The 13,559-nt window shown below is 46.5% G+C and carries 14 protein-coding genes and 1 pseudogene; 3 read left to right on the plus strand and 12 right to left on the minus strand.

Annotated elements, in window-relative coordinates; genetic code table 11:
- Window positions 1–12: 12 nt before the first annotated feature.
- The 3 genes from dapF to H7F26_RS01480 all read right to left on the minus strand — a co-directional run bounded on the left by dapF (window position 13) and on the right by H7F26_RS01480 (window position 2,606).
- A complete protein-coding gene (gene dapF / locus H7F26_RS01470) occupies window positions 13–870 on the minus strand; it encodes a diaminopimelate epimerase (RefSeq protein WP_009329524.1) in 858 nt (285 codons plus the stop codon).
- A 125-nt stretch (window positions 871–995) separates the two neighbouring features.
- The gene (locus H7F26_RS01475) at window positions 996–2,213 is read right to left on the minus strand and encodes a NupC/NupG family nucleoside CNT transporter (RefSeq protein WP_003184940.1); all 1,218 of its coding nucleotides are present in this window, start codon (window positions 2,211–2,213) and stop codon (window positions 996–998) included.
- Window positions 2,214–2,369: 156 nt separating this feature from the next.
- The gene (locus tag H7F26_RS01480; RefSeq protein WP_003184941.1) at window positions 2,370–2,606 is read right to left on the minus strand and encodes a YuzB family protein; all 237 of its coding nucleotides are present in this window, start codon (window positions 2,604–2,606) and stop codon (window positions 2,370–2,372) included.
- A 271-nt stretch (window positions 2,607–2,877) separates the two neighbouring features.
- On the opposite strand from H7F26_RS01480, the gene H7F26_RS01485 reads away from it, so the two are divergent.
- Entirely contained in the window at window positions 2,878–3,945 is a 1,068-nt protein-coding gene (locus H7F26_RS01485; RefSeq protein ID WP_003184943.1) for an NAD(P)/FAD-dependent oxidoreductase, read from the plus strand.
- A 107-nt stretch (window positions 3,946–4,052) separates the two neighbouring features.
- Here H7F26_RS01485 and H7F26_RS01490 read toward each other — a convergent pair whose 3' ends face one another.
- From H7F26_RS01490 to H7F26_RS01500, 3 genes are all read right to left on the minus strand, one after another.
- Window positions 4,053–4,424 (minus strand): iron chaperone, encoded by a 372-nt coding sequence (locus tag H7F26_RS01490; protein ID WP_009329525.1) that lies wholly within the window; start codon window positions 4,422–4,424, stop codon window positions 4,053–4,055.
- 328 nt (window positions 4,425–4,752) lie between these two features.
- Complete coding sequence (locus H7F26_RS01495) at window positions 4,753–4,935, minus strand: hypothetical protein (protein WP_202604387.1); 183 nt, start codon at window positions 4,933–4,935, stop codon at window positions 4,753–4,755.
- A gap of 5 nt (window positions 4,936–4,940) precedes the next feature.
- A complete protein-coding gene (locus H7F26_RS01500; RefSeq protein WP_025807490.1) occupies window positions 4,941–6,047 on the minus strand; it encodes a Rap family tetratricopeptide repeat protein in 1,107 nt (368 codons plus the stop codon).
- Between the two features lie 275 nt (window positions 6,048–6,322).
- Here H7F26_RS01500 and H7F26_RS01505 point away from each other — a divergent pair, with 275 nt between their 5' ends.
- On the plus strand, window positions 6,323–6,823 hold the full coding sequence (locus H7F26_RS01505) for a phenolic acid decarboxylase (protein WP_009329528.1): 501 nt from the start codon (window positions 6,323–6,325) through the stop codon (window positions 6,821–6,823).
- 9 nt (window positions 6,824–6,832) lie between these two features.
- Here H7F26_RS01505 and H7F26_RS01510 read toward each other — a convergent pair whose 3' ends face one another.
- Both H7F26_RS01510 and H7F26_RS01515 read right to left on the minus strand, forming a co-directional pair.
- Window positions 6,833–7,099 (minus strand): hypothetical protein, encoded by a 267-nt coding sequence (locus tag H7F26_RS01510; RefSeq protein WP_003184953.1) that lies wholly within the window; start codon window positions 7,097–7,099, stop codon window positions 6,833–6,835.
- Window positions 7,100–7,209: 110 nt separating this feature from the next.
- Window positions 7,210–7,536, minus strand: a complete 327-nt coding sequence (locus H7F26_RS01515) for a YuzD family protein (RefSeq protein ID WP_003184955.1) — start codon at window positions 7,534–7,536, stop codon at window positions 7,210–7,212.
- A gap of 133 nt (window positions 7,537–7,669) precedes the next feature.
- Here H7F26_RS01515 and H7F26_RS01520 point away from each other — a divergent pair.
- A pseudogene (locus H7F26_RS01520) lies at window positions 7,670–7,968 on the plus strand (NifU family protein).
- A 236-nt stretch (window positions 7,969–8,204) separates the two neighbouring features.
- Here the strand turns inward: H7F26_RS01520 and H7F26_RS01525 are convergent.
- From H7F26_RS01525 to H7F26_RS01540, 4 genes are all read right to left on the minus strand, one after another.
- Window positions 8,205–10,166, minus strand: a complete 1,962-nt coding sequence (locus tag H7F26_RS01525) for a S9 family peptidase (protein ID WP_003184960.1) — start codon at window positions 10,164–10,166, stop codon at window positions 8,205–8,207.
- Window positions 10,167–10,272: 106 nt separating this feature from the next.
- Window positions 10,273–11,193, minus strand: coding sequence for a homoserine kinase (thrB, locus tag H7F26_RS01530; RefSeq protein WP_003184962.1), 921 nt, complete (start codon window positions 11,191–11,193; stop codon window positions 10,273–10,275).
- Window positions 11,190–12,248, minus strand: a complete 1,059-nt coding sequence (thrC, locus tag H7F26_RS01535; protein WP_003184964.1) for a threonine synthase — start codon at window positions 12,246–12,248, stop codon at window positions 11,190–11,192. Before thrC ends, thrB begins: the two co-directional genes overlap by 4 nt.
- Window positions 12,248–13,549 (minus strand): homoserine dehydrogenase, encoded by a 1,302-nt coding sequence (locus H7F26_RS01540; RefSeq protein ID WP_003184966.1) that lies wholly within the window; start codon window positions 13,547–13,549, stop codon window positions 12,248–12,250. The genes thrC and H7F26_RS01540 overlap by 1 nt, the downstream gene beginning before the upstream one ends.
- Between the last annotated feature and the right edge of the window lie 10 nt (window positions 13,550–13,559).

Consider the following 13,559-nt stretch of genomic DNA (forward strand, 5'->3'; position numbering starts at 1 on the left):
AAACAGACCGACTTATGATATAAAAAACTCGCCTTCACATACCGTTTCAGCGGGTCCCGTCATCATGACGCGTCCGTCGTTTTTCCAATTAATGATCAAATCGCCGCCGGCGAGATGGACGGTAATGTCCGTGTCCCGTTTGGAATAGCCGTTGAGCACCGAACTCACTGCGGCTGCGCAGGCGCCTGTTCCGCAAGCCTGGGTAATTCCTGATCCCCTTTCCCATACGCGGAAATGGAGTTCATTTTCGTTTTCAACTTCAACAAATTCTACATTAACCCCTTCCGGAAACCTTTCATCTTTTTCAATGAGCGGTCCCATCGTCGTCAGCGGGGCTTTTTCAATATCGTCTAAATAAAAGACGATGTGGGGATTGCCCATGGATACAGCGGTACCCTTCATTTCACGGCCGCCGAATATCATCTTTTCATTGATCGTCTCTGAACCCTGTTCACCCCGCATCGGCATATCTGATTTGAGAAGTCGCGGTTCGCCCATATCGACCGTAGCCGATACAACTTTTCCTTCATCCACCTCAACCTGAGCCTTTACCAAGCCTGAAAGGGTTTCAATTAAAAAGGACGTTTCCTCTACCAGTTTATGTTCATACGCGTATTTTGCAACGCAGCGCAAACCGTTTCCGCAGTTTTTGCCTTCAGATCCGTCGCTGTTGAAAATCCGCATTTTAACCGGCGCTCGATCTGAAGGACAGATCAGAATCATTCCGTCTGAACCGATTCCGGTGTAAACGGAAGACACTTTGACGGCCAAATCCGACAACAGCTCCTCAGGGAGATGTTCTTCAAACTGATTGACGTATATATAGCTGTTTCCTAAGCCGTGCATTTTAGTAAAACGAAAAGAATTCATAGCCGCCTCCACATTTTTTTCTTTCTTCTAGTATAAAAGCTGAAAGGGATGGATACAATATGGCTATCCCCCGTTTTTCATACATAAAAGCTCCCTGCATTCATTTGCAGGGAGCTTTTATCATGTTATCCGATAAACATTCCGGCGATCGCCGCGCTTAAAAGGTTGGCCAATGTTCCGGCCGCAACGGCTTTCAAGCCGAGACGGGCGATATCGGAACGGCGGTTCGGCGCCATTCCTCCAAGTCCTCCAAGCAAAATCGCCACAGAAGACAAGTTTGCGAAACCGCACAGCGCAAAGCTGATAATCGAAGCTGTTTTGACGGAAAGCTGATCAAACATCGGAGCAAAATTGGAATAAGCGACAAATTCGTTCAGAACGAGCTTTTGACCGATAAAGCTTCCGGCCTGGACCGCTTCATCCCATGGCACGCCGATGACAAAGGCGAGCGGGGCAAATACATAGCCGAGAATATATTCGAGTGAAAGGTCTTTAAAGCCGAACCATCCGCCGACTCCTCCAAGAATTCCGTTTAAAACGGCAATCAAAGCAACAAAAGCAAGCAGCATCGCGCCGACATTCAACGCAAGAGAGAGACCCGTTGATGCCCCTTTTGCCGCGGCATCGATGACATTTGCTGCGTCTTCGTCTTCAGCCATTTGAATATCTTTTTCTTCAATTTTCGGTTTTTCCGTTTCGGGAATGAGCATTTTTGCCATAATCAAGCCCGCAGGTGCGGCCATAAAGCTCGCTGCAAGCAAATATTCGAGAGGAACCCCGAGAAGGGCGTAACCGAACAAAACAGAACCGGCCACTGAAGCGAGTCCGCCTGTCATAACGGCAAACAGCTCTGACTTTGTTAAGTTTGCGATAAACGGCTTAATTACAAGCGGCGCCTCAGTTTGCCCGACAAAGATATTGGCAGCTGCAGAAAGAGATTCCGTTTTGCTTGTTCCGAGCAGTTTTGCCAATCCGCCGCCGATGAAGCGGATGATCACTTGCATGATTCTTAAATGGTAAAGAACTGCAATCAGAGATGAAAAGAAGATGATAACAGGAAGAACGCTTAAAGCAAAGGCAGCACTGTCGCCTACTTGTAAGAGAGGCCCGAAGAGAAAGCTGATGCCTTCATTCGCATAATTGACGAGATGCTGAACGGCTTTTGTAAACCAAAGAAACGCTTCCCTCCCCGTTTCCCATTTGAGAACGATGAATCCGAACAGGAGCTGGATCGCCAAACCGATTAAAATCGTTCTTATGTTAATTTTGCTCTTATGCTCGGAAAGCAGGAAAGCAATCGCGAAAATCGCCAGAATACCAAGAAGTCCCCATAAAATGTTCATGACCACACCTCTTATTATTATTTAAACTTTTATTAAGATATCAATTAATGATTGGCCTGTCCACAAAAATTTTCACGAATTTTTTCTCTTTTTATGTAAACCCTTTCAATTAAAGGCTTTGCATGAAAAAACGAGATCACCAAGATGACCCCGTTTTTAAATGAGTTCATTTTCATCAATGAACTTGTATATATTTTCGACCAATTCAGCCGGATTATTCGCTGTCACCATTTCTCCGTTTACAAGAGCATACATCGTCTGCATGCATTGTCCGCAGTAACTCAGGCAGCCGTATTCAACGACATCCAAATTCGGATCTTTCTCCAATATTTCCTTTGCCTCCTGAGAACCTTGGGCAAGATTGCTGACGCAAAACTCAACGATTGGAAACACTTTATTTCACCTCACATCGCCTTTTTATCGTACCCTAAATGCGTTTCATTAGTCAAAGTTTAAGGCTGGAGAATAAAGCTTTTGTAACATATTAATACTTTAAAGAGTTTTACTAATTATCGATTCTAGGCGTTAGTGTAGGTTATTTTCCCGAGAAATATTGTGATTTTACATCAAATTAGATATAATTCTAGAGGGTATTTACATAGTTTTTTATTTTTGCAGTGTAAAAGGTGAGTTTCTTAATCTGAGGGGAAAAGGGGAATTACCAATGAGAAATTTAGTCTTGCTCGGCGGCGGATACGGGAATATGCGCATCATTCATCGTTTGCTGCCTAATCAGCTGCCAGATGATGTGATGATCACTTTAATCGACAGAAACCCTTACCATTGTTTAAAAACGGAGTATTACGCACTGGCTGCGGGGACGATTTCCGATCATCATATCAGAGTGTCCTTCCCGGATCACCCGAAGTTAAAGATTGAATACGGGACGATTTCGTCTGTTGATTTGGAAGGAAAAAAGGTTTTGTTTCATGACAGGGAGCCGGTATCCTATGATGACGCCGTCATCGGACTCGGCTGTGAAGATAAATATCACAACGTTCCCGGGGCGCCTGAACATACCTACAGCATTCAGACAATCGATCAATCACGCAGCACGTACCAGGCGCTCAACAACTTAAATGCGGAAGCCACCGTTGCGATCGTCGGGGCAGGACTGAGCGGCGTTGAGCTTGCGAGCGAGCTGAGGGAAAGCCGAAAAGATTTGAACATCATCCTTTTTGACCGGGGAGAATTAATTTTGTCGAGCTTCCCGAAGCGTTTGAGCAAATATGTGCAAAGCTGGTTTGAAGAGCACGGCGTCAAGATTATCAACTGCGCCAATATTACAAAGGTGGAAGAAGGCATCGTCTACAATCATGACGACCCGATCCAAGCCGACGCCATCGTCTGGACAGCGGGGATACAGCCGAATCAAATCGTTCGGGATCTCGATGTGGAAAAAGATCCGCAAGGGCGCGTCGTCCTGACGCCGCACCATAACCTGCCGGGAGACGAACACGTTTATGTTGTCGGCGACTGTGCAAGCCTGCCTCACGCGCCGAGCGCACAGCTGGCCGAAGCCCAGGCGGAACAAATCGTCCAAGTGCTTGAACTGCGCTGGAAAGGCGAACCTCTTCCTGAAACAATGCCGAAATTCAAGCTGAAAGGCGTCCTCGGGTCGCTCGGCAAAAAAGCCGGTTTCGGTTTAGTTGCTGAACGGCCGTTGATCGGCAGAGTGCCTCGCCTGCTGAAATCCGGCTTGCTTTGGATGTATAAGCATCATAATGGGTAGGTTTGCCGCGTACATGCGCGAAACCTTGGAGTTTTAGATAAACAGCGTTTTTCTTTCGGGGCGCTCTCTCGCCTTCATGAGAGGATGCCCCTTATTTTTGCGCTTTTTTATTTCCGCCAAAAAGTCGAGCAGTCCGCCTTATCCGCAATATTAAACTCGATCATTTTCTCAAGCAATGAAAAATCCACCGGACGATCCCAGCGGAAACGGACAAGCTGCTTCGTATGATCATAGCCGGCCTGCACAATTTCCTCAGAAAAACGATCGATCCCAGCGCTTTCAGGGGCGACAGCCAAATGATTTTTCGCGACGCTAAAGCCGATAATAAATGTGCCGTGATCAGTAAACATCGGCTGATTCCAAGCGATTTTCGGCGTTAAATTTGGAAATGTCTCCGCTACCCAACCCAATACTTCTTCCATCCGGGCACGATGTTCCGGATGATCAATTCCCGCTAAATATTCTTCAAAGACTTCCATGCTGCTCCCTCCTAAAAATGATTACATGCTAAATTGCGCTGTTCAGTATTGAATTTCCCCTGCAATCTGTCTATTGGCATGCCTCACATTGGCGTTAAGACCATTATAAGGATTTATAGAATGACAAGCACTATAAATCGGGCAGATTTTTCAATAGGATTCGACCAAAAGCCGGTGAGCGCCATTCCTGTCATGTGTTTCATATTTTTAATCTTCGCAAGCGATTTGCAGGGACGCCGGTTATATTTGCTTTCATAAAAAAAGCGCCGCTGGCGGCGCTTTTCGAAGAGAGCTTGTCCGGTGACAAGCAGGGTTATGCGGTGTTTTGTCAGGCGGCTGGCGAATTTCCGTCAAGGCTGTCGAGAAAGATCGCTCTGCCCGCCATCAGCTGAGCCGGCTTATCGTCAAGAAAAATGGCTCGGCCGGCAAACTCGGCATCTCCCTTCGGCTGAGACGAAAAACTTAAAACGACAAGGCTTGCAAAGACGGCAGTCAACGCAACGGCAATCATCTTTTTCACTTTAACTCCTCCGTTCTTTTAAGAATTTGGTCTCTTGCATGATGAGATTCTTCAAAATATTCGGCAGCTTTGTCTGCATCTCCATTTTCTTTATAGTAAAGTGCGATATCAAATGTTAATTCCGCTACATCCGTCCAGAGATTGATCGTTTTAAGATATTCTAAAGCATGTTCAACCGCAAGTGGATCCTGTTCATCATACAGAGCATGAATAAGTTTAAATTTCGACAAATATTCCCTTTCTCCTGCTTTTTCCGCACGGAAAAATCCTTTTTCATACAATTTGCGTGCTTCTTTGACAACATTTGATTTGTACAGCACATGTGTCAGTTCAAACATGGAATGGATGCCGTAAACCGATTCTTCATGCTCTTTGATAAGCAGCGCTTCTTTGAAATGATGTTCAGCCAATGTGAGGAGGTTGCGATTGACATAGCTCAACCCTAAGTTGTGGTGAGCCATGCCGAGGAGGACATGATGTTTGATCAGTGCCGCGTCTTTAAGGGCTTGCTTGTAATGCTGTTCGGCTTCATCAAAACGAAATAAATCGAGTTTATTTGCCCCGATCAGCATATCGTTGCTGATCGCTTTTTGAATGTAATCACCATGTGCTTTGAAGGTTTTTAGAGCTGTTTTCGCATGGTTTAAGGAAAGGAAATTTTGTTTGATTTGATAGTAGGCGATAGCCAGTTTGTAATGGAATTCGGCGATTTCGATTTGATCGGGGATTGTCCTGAGCTTTTCCTCGGCTAATTTATAATAATTGATTGCATTTGTATAATCCTTCTTATGAAATTCGTACATGCCAGCGAAAAAGAAATAATAATATTCAATCATGTCATCTGTGCTTTGCATATCGGCTTTTTGCTCCTGAATATCCTCGAACAGTTTGTTGGAAGCGGCAAACTCTTCTGTCAGCAGCTTGTGCCGATAGTCTAAAAGATTAAAATAAAGAAGCAGATCTTGATTTTCTTCCATATTCGGCAGCTGGTGCTCAATGTCGCATTTAATCGAGACCGCTTGTGATACTTCGTGACGCTTGATCATGACATACCATTGATTAAGCATTCCCGCAACTTCCTCATACGCAATTTTTGTCTTCAATCGTTTATCCTTCCTTTCTTCCCATGTCATTTCCTTTTTATGGGTTGTTTTTCATTTTACAGAATCGCTTATTTTTTGACAATCAATTTTCTAAATATTGGCATAATTTCCTAAGATAACTCAAAATTCTGACATTAATCGTAACAATCTTCTTTATTTGTGCAAATCTCTCAGGAAGTATTTTCGTTTGACATCGTTTTTGACGGCATTTTATAATTATATATGTAAATATCAACATGTTTAGATTTACATAAACAAATAAAGGAGCGGTTCATATGAATCAAGATGTAAAAGAGTTTGTAGGAAGCCATATGATCTATACGTATGAAAACGGATGGGAATATGAAATCTACATTAAAAATGACCATACCATCGATTACCGCATTCACAGCGGAATGGTTGGGGGACGCTGGGTTCGCGATCAAAAAGCCGATATCGTCAAGCTGACTGAAGGCGTCTATAAAGTATCCTGGACAGAACCGACAGGGACTGACGTTTCCTTGAACTTCATGCCGAATGAAAAGCGGATGCACGGCATCATCTTCTTCCCTAAATGGGTTCATGAACGCCCTGATATTACAGTCTGCTATCAAAATGACCATATCGACTTAATGGAGGAATCGCGCGAAAAATATGAGACGTATCCAAAATATGTCGTACCGGAATTCGCCGATATCACATTTATTGAAAATGCCGGAATCGATAATGAAGATCTGATTTCAAAAGCCCCTTATCCCGGAATGACGGATGACATCAGGGCAGGAAAGCGGGTATAAAAGGGAAAGTTAATGATATAATGACTGGACTTTTGTTAAGTCATCCAGCAGCGCTTTTATATCATCTTGCGACAAAGGTACAAGCATTTGGTCGTAGAGGGTGATGATCTGTCCGTCCTCATCGTGCTCATGCTGCCTTAAATAGTGCTGTAAAGCCTTGAGCTGGTTTTCTTTCAGACTGGTCTGCGTTTGAAACTGCTTGATTTTCTTTAATGAAAAAACATTCATTTCGTCATCAAAATCGCCTGACATGATTTGTCCTTCAATGCTTGACATGCTTGCTGTCCCTCCTAATTGATCTGGCTGATAGTTAGTCTGTCCGGTTTAAGAAAGGTGCAATCATAAAAAATAAAACAGCAAGGGGCATGTCTGTCCCTTGCTGTTTATCATGCAGGCTTATATCCTTGCTTTTCCATTTCTTTATACACGTCTTTCAGCTTCGGATTTCCTTCGCCGACCACTTGATCACCGACCATGACGAGCGGATAAAAATATTCGTCGTTCAGGATTTTTTCGGAGATTTCCTGTTTTTCAGGGTCGTTTTCCGGCGGCTGATGGATATCAATGTACGTGATTGAGAAAGGCTGGTCGGGATATTTTCTTTTCAGGGCGGCTTCTAGCCACTCATACGTTTCTTTTGATGACGGAAGGTTCACACAGCTTGGACAAAGAACGTCGGCACCGTAAACAAAAAGCTCGGCTTGTTTTTTCATCAGCGGCAGCTCCTTTCTCTTTATCTTTATTTTATTCTATTTTGTCCATCTGCTCCATATTGAAATGAAAATCGTTTTTTGTCTTTGCCGGCAAATATGATATAATATGTGGGAAAACGATTGAAACCAAACAATAGCTTTTTATTGTTCGACTGAATATAATGGTTGTATGATTTGAAAGGAGCGATACGAATGACGACAGAGGTCGAAATGAAAGAACAAGTACAGGAAGTGCTGGACAAACTTCGTCCGTTTTTACTCCGTGACGGCGGTGACTGTGAACTCGTCGATGTTGAAGACGGCATCGTCAAGCTTCGCCTGCTCGGCGCATGCGGAAGCTGCCCAAGTTCCACCATCACCCTTAAAGCTGGAATTGAGCGCGCCCTTTTAGAAGAAGTTCCGGGCGTCATTGAAGTAGAGCAAGTATTTTAATTTGAGAAGGCTGCCGTAACGGCAGCCTAAATTGTTGACAAAATCCTAAAACGGTTTTCAGTTTAGGATTTTGTCATCCTCTCAGCGTGATTGAAAACCCTTGCAGTCTAGGAAGGTCGAGCATCGGAGCGGAGCGAATGTTGGAATTCGTGAGCACCGACGCGCAGCCCTGACAACGAATGCGAGGGTTTGTCGACACGCTGAGGCTGCCGTAGTGTACGGCAGCCTTTTCTTTTTTATAGATAAGCTTCAAACCAGCCTGCAATATACTCAAGCCGCCTGATCCGCTGCTTCGGATGCCCGCTTCTTGATAAATCGTGTGACGCGTTCGGAAATCTGACGAGTTTTACTTCTTTCCCCATTTTTTTCAGCGCCGTAAACAGCTGTTCCGCCTGTTCAATCGGGCACCTGTCGTCCCGTTCGCCATGCAGAATGAGAAGAGGGGTCTCCACCTTGTCCGCGTATTTGAGCGGCGAATGCTCCCACAGTTTGCCTGGATCTTCAAAAAGGTCTGCACCGAGCTGCCAGTCTGTGAAAAAATAGCCGATGTCGCTTACCCCGTAAAAACTGATCCAGTTGGAAATGGACCTCTGTGTCACTGCGGCCTTGAAGCGCTTCGTGTGGCCGACAGCCCAGTTTGTCATAAAGCCCCCGTAGCTTCCTCCGGTGATGCCGAGCCTTTCTTGATCGACGAAATCATAATGTTCAAGCACGTGGTCAACAGCCGCCATTACATCCTTAAAATCTCCACCGCCGTAGTCGCCCCTCACCCGGTTGACAAAATCCTGTCCGTAGCCGTGGCTTCCCCGCGGGTTAACATATACGACGGCGCTTCCCTTTGCGGCCAGCACTTGAAATTCATGAAAATAAGCATTCGCATACATGGCGTGAGGTCCGCCGTGCACTTCCAGAATGAGCGGATACGTGTTTCCTTTTTCATATTGGGCGGGCTTTATCAGCCATCCGTGAATTGTCAGACCGTCCGCTGCCTGAAATTGAAGCTCCTCCGGTTCCGATATGATATGTTCTTCCGTAAACGCTTGGTTGGCATCTGTTAGTCGCTCCGCTTTTTCTTCACCCAATTGGAGATGGTAAAGTTCGCTCGGCCGGACGGGCAGGGCTATGGATGCCGCAAAGCCACTTTCGTCCGGATGCAGGCTGAATCCGTTCACATGCTCTTTTTCCAACCGGACCGGATAAGCAAGACCTTCGATTGATATGTAGTAAATGCCTGTAGAACCCTGGTCAGATCCGATGACATAAAAGCCGTTTCCGTCTTTGGTCCAGGCCGGTTTCGGAAGAACGCCTCCGACAAGGCTGTCTCCTGCCACCGCATCGCTGAGATGGACGTCAAGCATTTCCGTCAGACACGTTAGTTTTCCTGTTTCAATATCATACAGCCATGCTTTATCGAGCGTGGCGTTTTGATATTCTTTCTCGTTTCCGATAAATGCAAGGTGTTTGCCGTCAGGAGAAAACGATAGTGAAGAAAAAATGCCGTTTTGACCTGTGAGGCGCTTCAAATCACCTGTCGAAAGGTTCATCAAGTAGACATCGTTCACACGCATATCCGTTTGATTGGCGCAAAATGCAATCTGATCTCCGCACGGTGAAAATGCATGGCTGAAATGGTCGCGTTCAAGATCGGTCAGCTGTTTCATTTCCCCGGTTTCCACTTGAACGAGGACAAGCTGCGTATACTTTCCCCTTTTAAACCCTTGGCCGTCTGCTTTATATGACAAAGAATCGACTTCCAGCGGTTCGTGGTCTTCAATCTCGGTTTTCTTCTCATCGTCGACGCTTTCCTCTTTTGTCAGCTTCACTGAACAAAGCAATGACTTGCCGTCCGGCGACCATTCAGGCTGTGATACATCATAGGGAATATCGGTCACTTTTCTCGCTTCTCCCCCGGCGGCGCTTATCACGTAAATTTGTGCGGTTTCCTCGCGATTGGACGTAAATGCAAGGTATTTGCCGTCCGGCGACCAGCGGGGATGCTGGTTTCTGCCTTTCCCAAACGTCCATTGCACCGAAGCTTGTTTTTCGCGGTCGTAGATCATGATATGCGAATCATATGAGTCCTGTTTTTCGTTTACTTTTGTTTGGACGTAGGCGATTTTTGCACCATCGGGCGAATACTGGGGATCGGTAATGGATACAAGCTTGATGAGGTCTTTTTCGGTTATCAGCTGCTTCATGTCGTTTCTCCTCCTCATGTCTGTTTGCCATACTACTTCGACTTCCTAAATAAAAATCCTTGTTTTGAAGGCAAACAAAAAAAGAGCCGAAAAAGCTCTTTTTTCGTTAAACACTGTTTACTGATTTTCTTTCAACGATAATGCCTGTATCCGGGACATAAAGGCAGTCGACCTCACAGTGCGGAAACTTGGACGCAAGCTGGTTTCTCAGCGCCTCTCCTTTTCCTTTTTCAATAAAGGAAAGGATCGTCGGGCCGGCTCCGCTTAAAGCCGTCCCGAACGCGCCGTTTTGGCCTGCTTCATGCTCCACTTTCGAAAGCTCAGGGACGAGCGCCCTTCGGTATGGCTGGTGAAAGAGGTCTTTTTGCATCATGCGGCCGACAAGCTTCCAATCTTTCGCCATCAGTCCGGCGACGAGCATATTGCTGACCGCGCTTGCTTCCACGGCTTTCGGATAAGAGAGGCTTTCGGGAAGAACATCCCGCGCATCTTTTGTCAGCACTTCATAAAAAGGAATGACGACGACGACATCCAAATCGATGTCTTTCATAGAAACCATCTCTGTTTCATCTTCCTCATGAAGTCCGATGACAAGCCCGCCGAAAAGCGATGCTCCGGCATTGTCAGGATGGCCTTCTTCAAGGCTCGCAAAATGAAGTTTCTCGCGGTCTGAAAGCTTCAAATCGGCAAGTTCGTTCGCCAGCTCAACCGCAGCGGCAATTGCGGCTGCGCTGCTGCCGAGACCGCGCGCAAGCGGAATATCGCTCCACACTTTGACAAGGCTTGGCGGAAGTTCTTTTCCGAAGTGTGCGGCGGTCCGTTTGGCCACCTGGTAAATTAAATTGTCCGTTCCTTCAGGTATTCCCGCTACGACTTCTGTTTCAGCTTCAAAACGCCACTCATCATGAGGAAAAACAGACAGTCTTAAATAGCGGGACAGCGCCATGCCGACTGAATCAAAGCCCGGGCCAAGATTGGCCGTGCTTCCGGGAACCGTAACGGAAAACAGCATGTCAGCCTCAGTCATACACGAGCGGCTCCTTTTAAGTGTTCGAGAATAGCTTCTTCGTCTGTCGGCAGTGTGACAGGTTTGATCTGCGACACATCAACGGCTGTGTTCGGATCTTTCAGGCCGTTTCCGGTTAAGACGGCAACCACTTTCGCACCCGGCTGAATCTCTTTCGTTTGCAGCTGTTTCAGCACGCCCGCAATGGATGCGCATGATCCCGGTTCTGCAAATACGCCTTCTTCTCTTGCCAGGAGCTGATAAGCGTGGAGAATCTCCTCGTCTGACACTGCATCGATTTTACCGTTCGATTCTTTTGCAGCGTTGACCGCTTTATCCCAGCTAGCCGGATTTCCGATTCTGATCGCTGTCGCAACGGTTTCCGGCTTTTCAATTACTTTGTTTTTGACAATCGGGGCCGCGCCTTCCGCCTGAAAACCCTTCATGACCGGCAGGCCTGTGCCGTTTTTCTCATGATACTCTTTAAAGCCTTTCCAGTAAGCCGTTATATTACCGGCATTTCCGACAGGAATCGCTAGGATATCAGGCGCTTCGCCCAGCTGTTCACAAATTTCAAAGGAAGCGGTTTTCTGTCCTTCAATCCGGTATGGATTCACAGAGTTGACCAGCGCAATCGGCTCTTTCTCGCAAATGCTGCGCACCATTTTCAGGGCATCGTCGAAGTTTCCGTCGATCGCAATGATTTCTGCGCCGTACATGACGGCTTGGGCCAATTTTCCGAAGGCGATTTTGCCGTCTGGAATAATGACGATGCACTTCATGTTGGCGCGGGCCGCATAAGCCGCCGCAGCAGCCGACGTATTGCCGGTCGAAGCGCACATGATCGTGTCATTGCCTTCTTCTTTCGCCTTGGCGACCGCCATGACCATCCCGCGGTCTTTAAAGGAGCCTGTAGGGTTGACACCCTCCGTCTTGACATAAAGCTCGATTCCGAGCTTTTTCGAAAGGTTTTGCAGATAAATAAGCGGGGTATTTCCCTCGTTCAGCGTCAATTCCGGTGTTTTGTCCGTTACTGGCAAATATTCTTTATATTGATGGATGAGTCCTTTCCACATTAGCTCCAACCGTTCCCTTCTACTCGATAAGTGCTTTTCACCTGATGAACAACCTCAAGATCGTTCAGCTTTTGCAGGATATCCGTAAAATCCTCTTCTGACGTATGATGTGTCACAATGACAATCTCAGCCAGGTCGTCATGGCCTTTAATCGGAAGCTGAAGGATCTTTTCAAAGCTGACGCCTCTTTCTGAAAAAATCGATGTGATTTTCGAAAACGAACCAACCTGGTCTTTGACATGAATTCTTAAAAACTGCTGGGCAAAGATTTCAGACGGCGCCTTTATCTTCTTTTCAAACTGCGGATCGACAAAGCTGCTGCCGTTCACGCCAAGACGCATGTTTTTCATGACGGAGACCAAATCTGACACGACGGCGGTTGCAGTCGGCATGCTTCCGGCGCCAGGTCCGTAAAACATCGTTTCCCCTACGGCTTCGCCGTATACGTAAACCGCATTGAATTCATTATGGACGGAAGACAGCGGATGATGCTCCGGCAGCAATGTCGGCTGGACGCTCACTTCGACTTTTTGTCCGTCGCGCTGAGCGATGCCGATCAGCTTCATCGTATAGCCGAGCCGTTTGCTGAAATTGATGTCTTCATCAGACACTTGGGAAATGCCTTTCACTTTGACATCGTCAAGGTCGACATTCATTGAGAAACCGAGCCTGGCCAAAATCGCCATCTTTCTCGCGGCATCAAGACCTTCAACATCAGCTGTCGGGTCTGCTTCTGCGAAGCCGAGCTCCTGCGCTTCTTTCAGCACCTCGTCATAAGGCGCGTTTTCTTTGTTCATCTTCGTTAAAATAAAGTTGGTCGTTCCATTGACGATGCCCATCATCTTCGTAATCCGGTCTGAAGCCAGCCCGTCTTCAAGGCTTCGCAAAATCGGAATTCCGCCGGCGACGCTCGCTTCAAAATAAAGGTCGCAGCCGTTTTCTTTCGCGGCAGCCGTCAGTTCCGATCCATAGAGGGCGATCAAATCTTTATTCGCTGTCACGACGTGTTTCTTCGCCTGAAGCGCGTCAAGCAAATAGCGTCTCGTCTCCTCGATCCCCCCGATGACCTCGATAATGACATCTACTTCTGGATCTTGAATGACATCATAGGCTTCAGTCGTCAGAACGTCTTTGGAAAGCTCGACATCCCTCTTCTTATCTTTATCTTTTACAAGAACTTTTTGAATCGTAACAGGGCATCCGACTTGGTGTGTCAGCTTATCCTGGTGATCCTGAATAATCTTCACCACACCGCTCCCGACTGTTCCTAATCCTAGCAGCCCCACTCGTATCGCCTTCAATGAAATTCCA

The sequence above is a fragment of the Bacillus sp. PAMC28748 genome (genome assembly GCF_014250415.1).
Lineage (GTDB): Bacteria > Bacillota > Bacilli > Bacillales > Bacillaceae > Bacillus > Bacillus licheniformis.